The organism is Clostridium cochlearium (assembly GCF_900187165.1).
In the GTDB taxonomy this organism is placed as follows: domain Bacteria; phylum Bacillota; class Clostridia; order Clostridiales; family Clostridiaceae; genus Clostridium_G; species Clostridium_G cochlearium.
The window spans coordinates 1,444,767-1,459,867 of record NZ_LT906477.1; the positions used below are offsets into that span (position 1 = coordinate 1,444,767).

Below are 15,101 nucleotides of genomic sequence, written 5' to 3' on the forward strand. Positions count from 1 at the left end.
GCTATTATACGGTCATTATACAGTTTACCATGAATATTATTTCCACTTTCTCCATCACCTTTTTTAAAGTCAGAAATATCTATATGAAGCTCTAAAACATCAAAAGTTCCTCCTACATGTGCAAGTTCCCCATAAGGAGTTCCTTCATCTAAAACTACTTTAAGTTTTTTAGTTCCTGTTCCCTCTATTCCATAGGCATTGTTTATAACTTCTCCAGCTTTCTCAAGCCATCCTGTTTTAAGTCCATTTAAAATTTTTTCTCTTACCTATGAGTTTTCTGAACCTGAATTTAAAAGTTTTATTGTATTAAACTCAGTAGTATTACCTATTCTATCCACCTCAGCTATTAACTGATTTATTTCCTTTTGAATATTGTTTCTATCATCCTCTAATTTGTGCCCTCATTTTTTCCGAAATAGCAAGACCCGCTGCATCATCTGCCGCATTATTAATTCTAAGTCCCGAACTTAATTTTTTTACAGAGGATTTATTTTTGACATTATTATTTTTTAATATGTTATATGTAAGTAAGCGTCAAAGTTTTAGCACCTTTAATAATTCCAAGAATAGTATTAAAATATCCTAGTAAGGCAAGAATATGCTTTACTAGGATTAATTTATTTTTTATCTTTAATTTTCATATTTTCAGGAATCTTATCATTCCAAGGCATAAGATTCTCTAAGCTTTCGCTATCGTATATATCTATCTTTGATAGATTATCAAATAGATAGACTAAGTACCTTTCTACAACTAAATTATTAGCCTTGGCAGTTTCAACAATACTATAAATATTGCTACTTGCAGTTGCACCCTTAGCAGTGTTAGCAAATAAGAAATTTTTTCTTCCTATAACGAAAGGCTTAATTGCTCTTTCCGCAGCATTATTATCAACTTCTAGAGAACCATCTAATAATACATTTTTTAATCCTGGTAAATGCTTTTTAGCATACTCAAGTGCCTTACCTAACGGACTTCTTGGAAGAGCATCTTTTATTTCTCTTTCAACATAATCAATAAAGTTATCTATAATTGGAGCTAGTTTCTCAGTTCTTATTTTAAATCTAATATCATAATAATTTTCATCATTTGAATAAGATTCTCTAAGTTCTTTTTCAAGTTTATAAATTTGCTCACAATAATTAAACCCTATTATTGCTCTAGAATTTTTTAGGGCTTCTTCATCTAAATCTACTATTATATTATGAAAATATCTTCTTATGTGAGCCAAGCAATATACTCTTGTAGCTCCGCTAACGGAATTGTATCCATTATATCCATCCGTTTGGAGAAAACCTTTAAAATCTCCATTAATTACTTTAAGAGTAGTTTCATCAGCATGAATGTAATTACGGCTAAGCAATTCTTTTTTCATATGGTTATATATTGGCTCTAAAGCATCTGCTGCAGACATAGTCCAATTGCATAGAGTTTGCCTTAAAAGAGTAGCTCCCATCATATCAAAGTAAGTTTCTTGCCTATATAGTGGCATTGCATGTTGATATTTAAGTATTAGAGTATGTGCAATTAACTCATTTGAGGCCATGCTATTATAAAAAATTGTTTTAGGGGCTTCTGGTGAAATTATTTTACTTTCACCAGTGGCTCTTTCGCATGTTTTACAAGCGTAGCTATAAATAACATGATCCTCAATTATTAATTTAGCAGGAATGTATTTAACAATCTCTTTTCTAGATTTAACTCCGATAGGAGTAAGCTTTTTACCACATTCTCTGCAGTTAAGATCCTCACCTTCTAATTTATGTTCAACAACAACTCTTTCCAAATTAGCTAAATTATCTTTCTTTCCAGTATAATTGCTTTTCTTAGCTCTTTTATATGTAATTTCCTCTAAAGTAGGTTCTTCTACCTTTGAATCACTATGTTTTTCAGCCTCGTTAAAAAAAGATAATTGATTAACATCTACTTGTTCACTGGATGCTCCAAATATCTTTCTATTTCTATTAGATATAACACCTTTTAAGAATTCTAATTCATTTTTAAGTTTTCTTATTTCTTCATCTTTTGAGCTTAATTCTTTATCTTTTTCATTAATTTCATTTTCCATTTTTTCAATTAATGCTTTTGTATTTTCATCAAGCTCATTAGTTAAAAATTCGTGACTCATAGTTACCCCTTTAGCTTTATTTGATATTTCTATTATACCACAAAACCCTTGAAATTACTATACTTCAAGGGTTCAAAGTTGATATTTTTTTAATAATAGTTACTTGCTTTTACAGGTTTAAATTTAGATTTTGTTCTTACTTCATAGCCTTTTAAAAGCCAACGTAATTCATCAATATTAATCTTTAATGCATCGGCAGCTGTCGCTGGCCATTTGAAGCGATTAGCTTCTAAACGGTGATAATATAGCCAAAAACCTTCGTCAAAGTGAAGAATTTTTAATTTATCCATTTTCTTGTTGCAAAAAACAAATAGTGCTTTATCAAAAGGATCTAACTTAAATTGGTTTTGCACTATCATAACTAAACCATCAATACTTTTTCTTAAATCCGTATAACCGCAGGCAAGATAGACTTTTTCTACCTTATCTATATTTAACATTTTAGAATTAACTCCTTAATTATTGCTGTTATTAAAGTAGCTTCGCTAACAGGAATAAGGATATTAGCATTGCCTACATTAATTTTTACTTCTTTTAATGTAGATTTATTTTCTTTAGTATTATCAACTTTACTATTCAAAGAAATAGGCTGAAAAACAGGTTCTTTACTTTCAATTGCCTTTTCTACTCTTTTTTTATGGTAATAAAATTGACTCTTATTAAGGTTATTCTCAGCACAGAAATCTTTCACTGTTATTGTATCTTTAACAGAGTTAAATTTATTTAAATATTCCTCCCAAGCATCATCATCTAATTTTTTATACATAAGTAAACCTCCCATTGATAATCTTTTACTTAAGTTTATCAATGAGAGGGTATGTTTTCTAGATACTTAATTTTTGACGCTTACATATGTAAAATGAGAGATTGTGCTATATATCAATTTCTATTCACCCTTTATTTAATCATTATAAAATCCACACTGATACAATTATGTTAAATTTAAGTATATTATAACATAATATACTTAAAACTATCTTTCATTTTACATATTTATTCTGAAAATAATTGACAAAAAGGAGCTGGATAATTCCAGCTCTTTTTTAAAATTCAAGAACCGTCCCTTTATTTCTTCAAAAAAAAAGAAGGGAAATCCTTCTTTTACTTACTTTATTACTTTAAGCCTAGCTATATTTTCCATGTTCCTAGCAGTAACCACTTCCACAGTAGCTAAATCTTTTCTCATATTTTCAACCTTTTCTGAAAGGTGTACAATTTCATTTGATATTTTATCATGTTCAGCTTTATTAGTTATGGCTTTATCTTCAAGTATTCTTAAAATTCTACCCTGTTCTTTTTGTTGAACTTTTATAAACTTTACATCTTCTTTTAGCACTGATACATCTTTCTTTAATCCTGATACATCTTTCTTTAATCCTGATACATCCTCTTTTAGTCCTGATACATCTTTCTTTAGTCCTGATACATCTTCTTTTAATGTTGATATATCCTCTTTTATAGGATTTAATTTTTCATCTAATAAACTACTAAGTACGGTTAACATTTCTTTATCCAAGCTTTTCACCACCATTAATTATTTGTATTTGCGAATTCTCTCTACATATAAATAGTAAAGTTCTCCGGACACTTTTTATAAATTTATTCTATCATTGGTTATTTATTATAGCAACTAGAAAATTATTCCTGTAGTAATTTTGCTTAACCGTCCCTTAAACCCAAACAACTATTTTCTGCAAAATATTACTTTGCCCACTCTATCTATATGTTCCTTTAAGCTATTATTTTCAATATTATCATAATAAACAATATCAAAATAATAAGGAATGGGAAGTTCTTCATTTAATTCAACATTAAGTTTTGATATAGTTTTTTCCGTTACTAATTTACCATATATACAAATATCTACATCAGATCCTTTTTTATAATTACCCATAGCTCTACTTCCAAATACACAGACCTTTTCAATTTCATTATAATTACTTAATGTTTTTATTAACAAATCATAGGTTTTTTCCGTAAGACCAAATTTCATTTTCTTTCCTCCAAAAATTCTACCAACTGCTTTATTGCAATAAAATATTCATCTTTGATTTTATTTATAGCAATGTTAAATCTCTTTTCATCATAGGTATGTGCCATAAGATTTCTACTTTGTAACATCTCCATCCAGACATCCCCATCATCAATTATTTCATAATGAAAAGCAGCTTTTATAACTTCTTTTGGAAAGCTTGCCATAACCTCTTGAGATTCTAAATAATCCTTAACAGTTTTCCATGATAATTCAAGTGTATATTCAAATCTTTGAATTAATCCTTCTTTTTCTAACATACTCAAAGAATCAAAAGCATCTACTGCACTTTTAAACTGAGTATAAGCTCTCAATAAGTTTTCAAATCTTTGTCTCCATCTAATTTCTTTATTATTCATATAAAATATCACCTGCTTTTTTAATTATTTTTTACTTAAAATCATAGTATATTCATCTTATTACCATTTAATTGGTACCTATATTATATCATGTAACATATAATAATTAAAAACATTAAAGGAGCTGGATAATTCCAGCTCCCCTAAAACAGTTATTTTGCTTAGCTTTTGCTTAACCGTCCCCTTAAATTTTATCAACTAAAATTTTTATTTTATTTTTTAATATATTATCTGCACTTTCAAAGTCGCCCTTTTTTAAATATGTTTTTAAATCTCTATAATAAGCTCTTAATACTATGCTGTTTTTAATATCTTTTTCTTTATTGGTGTAATATTGTAAACCTTTAAGGGAATTTTCTATGCTTTCTGTGGCTTCTATAGATGCATCTATTATTTCTTCACTTTCCTTTGATACATTTTTATTTTTAATATCTTTTTCTATATAGACATTTCCTTCTTTTAAAGTGTTTAAAATTTCTCCTATTCGATTTTTTATATCTTCTTCTTTAAGCCTTTCGGATTCATTTTTAGTTATAGAAATATTATCTTTGTAAAATATAGTGTTTATACTATTTAAGAAATTGTTAGATTTTACTGCAAAGGATAATGTTATAAATATAACACTTAGTCCAAATGCAATTTTTTGTTTATTTATTTTGGTTTTCATTATTATTCCTCTACTAATTTAATAGGTTATTTTGCTTAACCGTCCCCTTAATTTTAATTAAATCAAGTTCTTTAAATCCTTTTCTATGGTTCCCTTTATTCTAGCTCCTTTACTTGAATTAATAAATTCAATATCTTTATTTTTTTCTATAAGCCTTTCTATACCCTTTTTAAACTCTAGCATACCAGATGTAGTGTTTAAATAAGTTCCATCTACCCCTAACACTTTTTCACAAAAAGTGCTTTCTTTTATATTCTCATTATCTCCAGCATGAAATTTATTATCTATAAAAGCCATATCTTGTCCACAAAGTATTATTTTATGTCCTCCAGCTTTTATTGCTAAGTCTATGGTTGGTATAGCTACAGTTTTACCAGTTTCCACTATAATATTTTCTTTATTATAACTACATTCTTTATTAAAAAACATATATTTAGGGCCCCTATAAGCTTCAACTGCCCATCTAGAACCTGTAGATAAAAAACAAAGAGGAATATCTAAATTTTCATAACCTTTTATCTGATTATAAACAACTTCCCCTGCATCTAATATAGTAATTATATCTGGTTTTATTCCATTTTTCATTAAAATATCTAAAGCTCTTCCTACTGCAAATATTTTGATATAATCTCTTTTTTCCTTCATAGTATTTAAATCTTTTTCTAAAGAAGGCCCTGCTGATGCAATTACTATTGGTTTATTTTCTAATTTAGAGGTTTTAAAAAACTCTCCTATGGTATTATAGTTATTTTTTATATTTATTTTTTCATTTTCTTTCATAATAGGTTCAAATCTTTTTAAGTTGATTTTAGCTATTTTATAACTTTTTATAGCTTCTTTAAAATCATTATATTTATATTCTAAAGCCCTTAATAATGGCTCATATACTATAATATCTTCTACTAAAGAAATTTTATTTGTAAATTCCTTATAAAAATCCTTGTTATTTCCCAATATAAAATTTACTCTATTATCCTTTTTTATATCCTCTAAAAGATTATATTTATTTGCAATATCATATATTTCCATATCCAAATCAAATAAGAATATCTCAGAATCTAAAGGTACTCTTTTTAATATTTCCTTTGCATGATATCCAAAACCCAATCCATACATAACAATATATTTTTTATTTAAAATTAACTCTTTATTACTTTCTATAAATTTTTCTGCATCTTTTATAGGATAAAATTTACTATATACAAATTTATTATCTATTTTTAAAGCATAGTTATTATCTTTAGATTGAATAATTTCTATTTTTCTTTTGTTATTATTCATTTTTAATTCATTCCTTTATTTTTATAGCTGTTTCTCTATTTTCTTTATAATATAATCGTAAATTCATATAATAACTTTAATTTAAATTGCTTAACCGTCCCTTTAAATTTCATATCATTTTTTCTAAATCATATTATCCTAAATTCCGGAAATAAATTATCATAATTTATCATATAATTATTTTGATTTGTACTTATCTCTAAATTAGGTAAATAAAAACTACTATCTTTTCCAAATTTAAAGTTAAGTTTCTCTAAATCTTTAATAGTATAATCAAATAAATTTAAAAAGTCTGCCCCCAACCCATGAGCATTAGATTTAAATATAACTCCGTCTATATTTTCTTCAGATATTTCATTATAAATACAATAATCTAATTTAGAACAAAAATTTTCTTTTATCTTATTGTTTATTAGATTATCATTATTTCCATGATAGGAAATAATGTTACAATTATTCCCTAATTTACCATATAAAGTGCTTAGATTCAATAATTCTTCATCAAAGTTTATATTTTTAGCAAAATAATCGAATTCTATAGCTAATTTCATTTTACCTATTTTATTAAATACAACTCTATTATCTTTAAGATATACTGGAAATAACCATGCAGAATTATCTATTAATAATGAAAATAAATGAGGTGCTAGTGCATTACATAAATATGATAAATAAGCGCCGTGAGAATGCCCATATAAAATTATCTTCTTTGAATTGAATTTATGATTATTATTATATAATATAGACATTACATATATTACCGATGTTATATTATCCAATGCCTGCATTATTCCCATATCATTAAAATTCATATGGTTTTCATTTGACAAATTTTCCCTACCATGCATAGTTATGTTATAATTCTTACCAACCTCTAGCAGTCTATTTAAATTCGTATTACCTTCTTCAAATATGTATTCAATTTCATTGCTTGTAAATATTTTTTCTATTTCATTTCTATTTATATTTAAAAGTACATTATTTGCTTTTTGCATAAATTCATTTCCAAAATAATCACATTGAATAGTAACTAGATTATATTTGTTAGCAAATGTTTGTCTCATTTTTTTATATACATTAGAATTACTATTAGCTCCAAATCCTGATATAAATAATAAAATACCTGTATCTCCATTTGTTCCAAAGTCAGGTTCACAAAAATGAATTTTTAATTTCCTTTTTCCATAATTATTTTTTAAGTAATCCTGAGTATATATACTGTTGTGAGCATATATATTTAATGTATGTTCTTTTGTCATACCCATTAACACTCCCTCATGGTTCTTTATTCCTTTTTAAAATTGTATTTTTCCTATTTCTCTTACTAACTTCTCTAATTCATTTTATTGGTGACTCCATTGGAATCTGTCACCTATAGTTATCATAAGATCTGAAATTTTTTTGTTAATATCTTTTTATATTGGTAGTTCCTAAATTCTTCTCTTAAAATGGTATAGTTAGTTCCTAAAAATAATTTCGTATCATCATTTACATTATATTTCAACTTTTCCTCCCCAGTGTTTTGATTTATTATAAAATCTACATCAAAATAATGTAAATTCATAGTTACTACATTAAAACCCATAAAACTTAATCTTATACATTCCAGGTTTATATTTATTAGACAAAGGGTTATCTACTCTGCATACATAAAAAACATCATTGGTTTTAGCCAATTCTTTAGCTAAAATTAATGTTCTCATAATATGTCCCATATCAATTTTAGAACCACCATATTCTCATATAGGAATTTTCATAGTCATCACCTTATTTTATATGTTCCCATTTTAAAGGTGTACCTTTTCTTAAGTTTTCTTCACACGTTCTTCCTATTATGTCATTAATATACTTAGTAGGCAATCCAAACCCTGGTCTTATACTTTTAACATTTTCCTGTGTAAATACTTCTCCCTTTTTAATATCTTTTACTACAAATAAAGATCTTGAATGTTCTCTACTTTTTATTTGTTTTTCTGTAAGATTATAATTAACAGAACCTAATGCTTTTTCTACATTTCTTATATCCTCAACCATTTGTTTAAATTCATGTGGTTCCATTGAAAACTTAGCATCTGGTCCTCCATCTGACCTTTTCAAAGTAAAATGCTTTTCTATAATTTTTGCACCTAATGCCACCGCTGCTATTGCAACCTCACTTCCTAAAGTATGATCTGAAAGCCCTGCTACTACATTAAAAGTCTCAGCTATATTAGGAATGGTTCTTAAATTTGCATCTTCCACTGGTGCTGGATAGGAACTTGTACATTTTAAAAGAGCTATTTGATTATTCTCCATTCTTCTACATGCATTAACTGCTTCCTCTATATCTGAAAGTGTAGCAATTCCTGTAGATATTATTACAGGCTTTTCTTTAGATGCTATATATTCTATAAAAGGAATATCTGTAATTTCAAAGGAGGCTATTTTATAAGCTGGTACATTTATTTCTTCTAAAAAGTCCACTGATGTATTATCAAAAGGTGATGAAAAACATATAAGACCTATATCTTCCGCTATTTTTTTAAGTTTAGGTTGCCATTCCCAAGGAGTATAAGCCTCTTGATAAAGCTTGTGTAAAGTAGTACCATCCCAAATAGTTCCTTGTTTAATTTGAAAATATTCATTGTCGCAATCTAGGGTTATGGTATCTGGAGTATAGGTTTGAAGTTTTATAGCATCTGCTCCAGCCCATTTAGCCTTTTTTATAATTTCTACTGCTCTATCATAATCTTGAAGATGATTTGCTGACATCTCTGCTATTATAAAAGTAGGATTTTCTCCTCCTATTTTTTTATTATTTATAGTAATAATTTGTTCCATAATGTCCTCCTGTTTAAATATATAGTATTTCTCTTACTAACTTCTCTACTCCATTTTTATTTATAATTTTCTGGTTTTTAATCATTAGTTGTCTATTACTTAATTTAGATATTTTTTTAATGTTATTTATAAGTTTATCTTTTGATAACTCCCTATACCAGCCTAAATTATATATTAATCCTTTTTCCTGCATTTCATTTGCTATTTCCTCTTGATTATCTGCAACTATTAATCCAATAGTTGGAATACCACAAACTGCAAGCTCATATAATGTGCTTCCACAGGCTGATATGGCTATATCACATTTATTCATTACTTCAATCATATTAGCATTAAAATATAAATTTATATTTTCTTTTAAATTTTGTAACTTTAATAAATTTTCAATATTTTCTTCTTTAAAAGATGGTCCTATAATAATATGAAATTTATATTCTAAATCTTTTAAATAATTAACTACTTTGTTAGTGATTCCATTAGAATCCGCTCCACCTACAGTTATCATAATATCCGAAATTTTTTCATTAATATCTTTGCATTTATGATTCCTAAATTCTTCTCTTAACATTGTATAATTAGTTCCCAAAAATAATTTTGCATCAGTATTTACACTATATTTTAACTTTTCCGCTCCAATATTTTGATTTATTATAAAATCTACATCGAAATAATGTAGATTCATGTCATCTATATATCCAGTAACTTTAAAAAACTTTTTAGTAATATTAAAATATTCTTCATTTATATTATAGCTATCTGTAATTAACATATCCGCTTTAATTTTACACAACTCTTCAATAAAATTATCCTCACTTATAGTTATCACATTAAAGCCATAAAACTTAATTTTATCCATTCCAGGTTTATACTTATTAGACAAAGGGTTATCTGTTCTACATACATAAAAAACATCATTGGTTTTAGCTAATTCTTTAGCTAAAACTAATGTTCTCATAATATGTCCCATACCAATTTTAGAACCACCATCTGCTCTTATAGCAATTTTCATAGCTATCACCTATTTATTCTTTTCTCAAAAACTATTTTATCATAATCATTTTTAACTATTTTATAGTTTAATTTTTTAAATATATTTATAGAAGATATATTTTCCTTTTTTACATAAGAAGTTAATACAATATCCTTATATTTTTTCATCAGTTCTTTTTCAACTCTTGATAAAAGTTTATATCCATAACCTTTTCCTCTATACTCTTTTGCGATACTATAGCTTATTAAATTTTCATTTTCTTTTTTCTCTATCCTAACTATTCCTATATTTTTGTCTGACTTGGTTAATAAATACATATAACAATTAAAATCTTTTAATTTATTGAAATACCATTTCACATGTTCTTCATATGTAATTTTATTATTATTAAATGAATTTTTTCTTACTTCATCATCATTCACCCATTCATATATTAAATCACAATGTGACTCATTTGCTAGTATTAAACATAAGTTATCATCAATTTTTTTCTGCTCAACATTTTTATTAATCTCTTTTATCTTAGGATTTCCTTCTAAAAACTTTAGTATTTCATGCATGCTAAAATATTTTTTATTTCGAAATTTTTCATATATTGAAGATATTAACCTGTAATCTTCTTCTGTATCTAATGTCCATCTTAAATTAGAATAATCCTTAATATTTTTGTATTGTGCTAATCTAAAAACATTAGCATTATCCCATATATAAGGTGTTACATGTTCTTTATCTCTTTTACTTATTGCTTCATTAAAAGCCTTTTCTAATGCACTAAAACTAAATACTTCTGTATCCAACCCTCTAGGATAAGTTCTTTCAATAGTATTACTTACATAGTCATATTTGTCTTTATTGTCTAAATAATATTGTATTATTTTTTCACTTACTTCAGGATCTATTAAAGGGCAATCTGACGTAACTCTCACAACTACATCTGCATTATTTTCTTTTGCAGCATAATAATATCTAGACAATACATCTTCTTCTGATCCTCTAAAGCATTTTACTCCTAATCTTTCACATTCTTTTACAATAGCATTATCTCTTTCCAAAGTTGTTGTAGCTATTATTATTTCATCTATATTTTTAATTCTTCTTAATCTATCTATATCATGTTCTAAAACAGTTTTTCCACAAATCTTTTTTAATACTTTCCCTGGAAGTCTTGTAGATCCAACTCTTGCTTGTACTATACAAACTACTTTCATTTTAATTCACTTCCTTACTAACCGCAGCTTCCTTTATCATTTCATAATGGTTGGAATTTAAAAATCCTAGTTTAACTAATTCTTCTTGTAACTCATTTACTCCTAACCACTCACTATTAGTTCCTGAATCATATTCAAATCCTTCTTCTATTAATTTACCACCAGGTGTAAAATATCTCTGTGAACTCCACCAATCAAAATGAGGATATACTATATAGTGTTTTGGATATTCATAGGTATATCTTGAATCATCCTTTGTAACCATTACCTCGTGAAGTTTTTCGCCTTCTCTTATACCTACTTCCTTTAGTTTGCAATCTGGAAGCATTGCTTTTGCCAAATCAGTTATTTTAAAAGAAGGTATTTTAGATATATAGGTTTCTCCTCCTCTGGATTCTTTTAATGCTTTAAGTACCAATTCTACTCCTTGTTCTAGAGTAATCCAAAATCTAGTCATTCTAAAATCTGTTATAGGAAGTTCCTTACATCCACTTTCTATTAAGGATTTAAAAAATGGAATTACAGAACCTCTACTGCCCGCTACGTTGCCATATCTAACTACTGAAAATATAGTTCCATCTTCTCCTGAATAAGCATTTGCTGCAATAAAAAGTTTATCAGAAACTAATTTTGTTCCTCCGTATAAGTTTATAGGATTAACTGCTTTATCTGTAGAAAGTGCTACTACCTTTTTAACTCCTCTATCTAGTGCTGCATCTATTATATTTTGAGCTCCATGAATATTTGTTTTTATAGCTTCAAAAGGATTGTATTCACATGCTGGAACTTGTTTCATAGCTGCAGCATGTACAACATAGTCCACTCCGTTAAAAGCTCTATATAGTCTATCTTTATCTCTTACATCTCCAATAAAAAATCTAAGTTTGTCTATTTTATCTGGGCATTTTAATGAAAATTCTTTTTTCATTAAATCCTGTTTAAATTCATCTCTTGAATATATTATTATTTTTTTAACATCATACTTTTCCAATATAATTTGGGTAAACTTCTTACCAAAGGAGCCAGTACCACCTGTTATTAATATCGATTTATTATTAAGCATAAATTTATCACCTACCCTATCAAATGTTCTGTTGTATCTCATCTAATGCCTCATATATTTCATATTTAAATAAATCTCCTACTAATATGTAATCTTCATTTCCCATAGCTTCCACTATTTGACCTAATATATCATTTAATCCATCTATATTTAAATCTTTTTTATGCACATCTTTAGTTAAAACTAAAACTTGAGATAACCACTCTACTCCTTCTGTAAAGGCAGGTATTAATGCTATTGCATTATTTTCTTTACCTTCTGATATATAATTATATATTTTATCAATAGCTTGTTTTAAATTATTTATATAGTTTGTTGCTGTTTCTAAAGCTTCTAATTTTTGATTCATTATATTTCTTCCTCCCTTAGACTTTTTATTCCATCTTTTAAAATAGGCATAAATTCTTTTATTTTATCCTTTATTCCCTTATATAATGTTCTACTTTTTTCTGCTATTTTTATTCCCTTTTCTCTTTCACTATCCTTAGAAGTTAACATGTATTCTGGATTACATAGTACATTTTCTATAACTTCAAATAATAATGAATTTATAAGAATCATTTCTTCTCTATTTTCTTTTATATAATCATCTATTTTATCCAGCTTTTTATTTATATTATTCATATTAATGTTTTTCCCTTGTGTATAAGATAAATAAATATCATTAGAATGACTTAATGCAATTTGTGACTTTTTATGTATTTCTTTCAATACCCTTTCGCTTTCTTCTAAATACTTTATTATTTTTTCTTTTCCTACAATAGGAGGATGATTTAGTATATCTTGTATTTTTTCTTTTGCTATTTTTTCTTTTCCATATTCCTCTATAGTTTTACTTAAAGGTTGAACTATAGTCCCTTTCATATTAGCTCCACCTTCAGTACTGTTTATAAATGTTTTATCACTATACTTTTTTATTATTTCTTCCATATTCATTCTATAAAGATTTAAATTTCTATCCGTTTTAACTAAATTGCCAAAAATATCTTTAACTTTTATAAAATCTATTTTACTATTAATTTTATTCTCTTCTTTAAAAGCAGAAGAATCTGAATGAAGCTTTTCTCCTGTATAAGCAAAATCTTGCCCTATAAAAGTAATAGGATTACATCCTATATATGAAGCAAAAGATGTACAAGTATGTGCTACAGATCCTCCTGCTAACAAGCTATCTATATTTTGCTCTAATATAATAGAGGTTACAGGATTGCCTGAAAATAACACCTTTGAACCCTTATACAAATTCATTGCCTTATAACTAGTATTTTCAAAAAACACTAGTGGTATTTTGTAATCTAAATATTTCTCTATAAATTTACAATTTATATCTCCTGGATCCACCATACATATAAAATCAGGAATTATATTATTTTTAATTAATGTGCCTAAACTTCTAGCCCCTGTTATTATTATAAAGTTATCTTGGACTTCTTTTAATTCATGGACATTTTTTTCTAAGGAGGGTCCTGCTGAAACCACTATGGCAGATTTGCCTTCAAATTTATTTTTAAAATAATTTATAGGAGAAGCTTTTATTATGTGCTTTAAGTTATTTATAAATGCCTTTGCAAAAGTTTCTGAAAAGTATTTAATTGTAATGTTATCGGCTAATGAATTTTCCACGACATTTTTTAAAGCATATAAAGCTTCTAAAATTTCATTCTTATAAATCTTTTCATAATTAGAAAATACTTTTAATTTTATATTACTTTTAATATTTATGTTATCTATATTACTATTAAAAAATTTTTCTACTTCTCCTTTTTTACATAAACATAAAGATATTCTATCATCATTTATTATATCTTTTGCATATTCTAGTTCTAAAAATTTATTTAATACATTTATATCTGGCTCTATAATTAAAACTTTATTGTTTTCTTCTAATTTATTCATAAGTTCCTTTATATGTTCTCCAGAAGCTAATCCAAAAACCACAATTATATTTGAAGTATTTATATCCTCTAATTCTTCTAAAAATTTATCTATATCCCTTTGAACATTGTATTTACTTCCTAGGTATATTTTTTTTCCCTTTCTATTTATTCTCATTATATATTTATCATCTTTGCTTTTTTCTAAGGAATATCCTTCATTTATATCTTTAAATTCTTTTAAAACTTCTAAAGTTCTTTCTGTAAACTTATCCATAATTCACCTCTAGTTAATTACTCTTTTCTTATTGTATATCGTTATTTTACAAAATAACTTTAATTTATACAGGAATTTTCTTTGAGAGTACTTAACATATGAAAATTATGAATACATTTTTAAATAATATTAAAAAAGAAACAGAGGAAAATCCCCTGTCTCTTTTAAATAGACTTATTTATTTTTTAAGGAAACTCGGATCCTTTGGTCGCCGAGTAAGTTCCACTACCTAAATCATAGATTTAGAGTGTCACTTATCTTAATAATTGTAGAACTCCTTGAGGTGCTTGGTTAGCTTGCGGACTATCAAATAGTTTTCACTACTTGCCAGACTATATCTTCAACCAATTTTAAAATCGGTTGTCGGGTACTTCGAGGGCACCTCTGCCCCTACAGACCTCAT

At 26.7% G+C, this 15,101-nt stretch carries 15 protein-coding genes and 2 pseudogenes; all 17 read right to left on the minus strand.

The window, feature by feature from the left end:
* Nucleotides 1-269: 269 nt before the first annotated feature.
* Nucleotides 270-516: pseudogene (locus tag CKV72_RS07160) on the minus strand (flagellin N-terminal helical domain-containing protein); the annotation flags it as partial.
* 101 nt (nucleotides 517-617) lie between these two features.
* Entirely contained in the window at nucleotides 618-2,126 is a 1,509-nt protein-coding gene (locus tag CKV72_RS07165; RefSeq protein WP_095177869.1) for an IS66 family transposase, read from the minus strand.
* Between the two features lie 89 nt (nucleotides 2,127-2,215).
* Nucleotides 2,216-2,566: an IS66 family insertion sequence element accessory protein TnpB gene (gene tnpB, locus CKV72_RS07170; protein ID WP_095177365.1), complete on the minus strand. Its 351-nt coding sequence runs from the start codon at nucleotides 2,564-2,566 to the stop codon at nucleotides 2,216-2,218.
* A complete protein-coding gene (tnpA, locus tag CKV72_RS07175; RefSeq protein ID WP_095177870.1) occupies nucleotides 2,560-2,892 on the minus strand; it encodes an IS66 family insertion sequence element accessory protein TnpA in 333 nt (110 codons plus the stop codon). Before tnpA ends, tnpB begins: the two co-directional genes overlap by 7 nt.
* 339 nt (nucleotides 2,893-3,231) lie before the next feature.
* Nucleotides 3,232-3,642: a hypothetical protein gene (locus CKV72_RS07180; protein ID WP_089866973.1), complete on the minus strand. Its 411-nt coding sequence runs from the start codon at nucleotides 3,640-3,642 to the stop codon at nucleotides 3,232-3,234.
* 168 nt (nucleotides 3,643-3,810) lie between these two features.
* The gene (locus tag CKV72_RS07185) at nucleotides 3,811-4,119 is read right to left on the minus strand and encodes a nucleotidyltransferase domain-containing protein (protein ID WP_095177871.1); all 309 of its coding nucleotides are present in this window, start codon (nucleotides 4,117-4,119) and stop codon (nucleotides 3,811-3,813) included.
* Nucleotides 4,116-4,517 carry a nucleotidyltransferase substrate binding protein gene (locus tag CKV72_RS07190; protein WP_095177872.1) on the minus strand — a complete coding sequence of 134 codons (402 nt, stop codon included), beginning with the start codon at nucleotides 4,515-4,517 and terminating at the stop codon, nucleotides 4,116-4,118. Before CKV72_RS07190 ends, CKV72_RS07185 begins: the two co-directional genes overlap by 4 nt.
* Nucleotides 4,518-4,701: 184 nt before the next feature.
* Nucleotides 4,702-5,184: a hypothetical protein gene (locus CKV72_RS07195; RefSeq protein WP_095177873.1), complete on the minus strand. Its 483-nt coding sequence runs from the start codon at nucleotides 5,182-5,184 to the stop codon at nucleotides 4,702-4,704.
* A 57-nt stretch (nucleotides 5,185-5,241) separates the two neighbouring features.
* Complete coding sequence (locus CKV72_RS07200) at nucleotides 5,242-6,465, minus strand: motility associated factor glycosyltransferase family protein (protein WP_095177874.1); 1,224 nt, start codon at nucleotides 6,463-6,465, stop codon at nucleotides 5,242-5,244.
* 128 nt (nucleotides 6,466-6,593) lie between these two features.
* Entirely contained in the window at nucleotides 6,594-7,724 is a 1,131-nt protein-coding gene (locus tag CKV72_RS07205; RefSeq protein WP_095178378.1) for a DUF2920 family protein, read from the minus strand.
* Between the two features lie 111 nt (nucleotides 7,725-7,835).
* Nucleotides 7,836-8,180 (minus strand): annotated as a pseudogene (locus CKV72_RS12600) (UDP-2,4-diacetamido-2,4,6-trideoxy-beta-L-altropyranose hydrolase); the annotation flags it as partial.
* A gap of 52 nt (nucleotides 8,181-8,232) precedes the next feature.
* Nucleotides 8,233-9,285 carry a pseudaminic acid synthase gene (pseI, locus tag CKV72_RS07215; RefSeq protein ID WP_095177875.1) on the minus strand — a complete coding sequence of 351 codons (1,053 nt, stop codon included), beginning with the start codon at nucleotides 9,283-9,285 and terminating at the stop codon, nucleotides 8,233-8,235.
* Nucleotides 9,286-9,298: 13 nt separating this feature from the next.
* A complete protein-coding gene (gene pseG, locus CKV72_RS07220) occupies nucleotides 9,299-10,294 on the minus strand; it encodes a UDP-2,4-diacetamido-2,4,6-trideoxy-beta-L-altropyranose hydrolase (protein WP_095177876.1) in 996 nt (331 codons plus the stop codon).
* A 5-nt stretch (nucleotides 10,295-10,299) separates the two neighbouring features.
* Nucleotides 10,300-11,484 (minus strand): GNAT family N-acetyltransferase, encoded by a 1,185-nt coding sequence (locus CKV72_RS12630; protein WP_095177877.1) that lies wholly within the window; start codon nucleotides 11,482-11,484, stop codon nucleotides 10,300-10,302.
* 1 nt (nucleotide 11,485) lies between these two features.
* The gene (gene pseB / locus CKV72_RS07230) at nucleotides 11,486-12,547 is read right to left on the minus strand and encodes a UDP-N-acetylglucosamine 4,6-dehydratase (inverting) (RefSeq protein WP_095178379.1); all 1,062 of its coding nucleotides are present in this window, start codon (nucleotides 12,545-12,547) and stop codon (nucleotides 11,486-11,488) included.
* 19 nt (nucleotides 12,548-12,566) lie between these two features.
* Nucleotides 12,567-12,896, minus strand: coding sequence for a DUF8042 domain-containing protein (locus CKV72_RS07235; RefSeq protein ID WP_095177878.1), 330 nt, complete (start codon nucleotides 12,894-12,896; stop codon nucleotides 12,567-12,569).
* Nucleotides 12,896-14,698 (minus strand): motility associated factor glycosyltransferase family protein, encoded by a 1,803-nt coding sequence (locus tag CKV72_RS07240; RefSeq protein WP_095177879.1) that lies wholly within the window; start codon nucleotides 14,696-14,698, stop codon nucleotides 12,896-12,898. The genes CKV72_RS07235 and CKV72_RS07240 overlap by 1 nt, the downstream gene beginning before the upstream one ends.
* Between the last annotated feature and the right edge of the window lie 403 nt (nucleotides 14,699-15,101).

Excerpts from the sequence above, each read along its gene's own strand:
- CKV72_RS07165 (WP_095177869.1), bottom strand. The coding sequence starts at position 2,126 with ATGAGTCACGAATTTTTAACTAATGAGCTTGATGAAAATACAAAAGCA.
- tnpB (WP_095177365.1), bottom strand. The coding sequence starts at position 2,566 with ATGTTAAATATAGATAAGGTAGAAAAAGTCTATCTTGCCTGCGGTTAT.
- tnpA (WP_095177870.1), bottom strand. The coding sequence starts at position 2,892 with ATGTATAAAAAATTAGATGATGATGCTTGGGAGGAATATTTAAATAAA.
- CKV72_RS07185 (WP_095177871.1), bottom strand. The coding sequence starts at position 4,119 with ATGAAATTTGGTCTTACGGAAAAAACCTATGATTTGTTAATAAAAACA.
- CKV72_RS07190 (WP_095177872.1), bottom strand. The coding sequence starts at position 4,517 with ATGAATAATAAAGAAATTAGATGGAGACAAAGATTTGAAAACTTATTG.
- CKV72_RS07195 (WP_095177873.1), bottom strand. The coding sequence starts at position 5,184 with ATGAAAACCAAAATAAATAAACAAAAAATTGCATTTGGACTAAGTGTT.
- CKV72_RS07200 (WP_095177874.1), bottom strand. The coding sequence starts at position 6,465 with ATGAATAATAACAAAAGAAAAATAGAAATTATTCAATCTAAAGATAAT.
- CKV72_RS07205 (WP_095178378.1), bottom strand. The coding sequence starts at position 7,724 with ATGACAAAAGAACATACATTAAATATATATGCTCACAACAGTATATAT.
- pseI (WP_095177875.1), bottom strand. The coding sequence starts at position 9,285 with ATGGAACAAATTATTACTATAAATAATAAAAAAATAGGAGGAGAAAAT.
- pseG (WP_095177876.1), bottom strand. The coding sequence starts at position 10,294 with ATGAAAATTGCTATAAGAGCAGATGGTGGTTCTAAAATTGGTATGGGA.
- CKV72_RS12630 (WP_095177877.1), bottom strand. The coding sequence starts at position 11,484 with ATGAAAGTAGTTTGTATAGTACAAGCAAGAGTTGGATCTACAAGACTT.
- pseB (WP_095178379.1), bottom strand. The coding sequence starts at position 12,547 with ATGCTTAATAATAAATCGATATTAATAACAGGTGGTACTGGCTCCTTT.
- CKV72_RS07235 (WP_095177878.1), bottom strand. The coding sequence starts at position 12,896 with ATGAATCAAAAATTAGAAGCTTTAGAAACAGCAACAAACTATATAAAT.
- CKV72_RS07240 (WP_095177879.1), bottom strand. The coding sequence starts at position 14,698 with ATGGATAAGTTTACAGAAAGAACTTTAGAAGTTTTAAAAGAATTTAAA.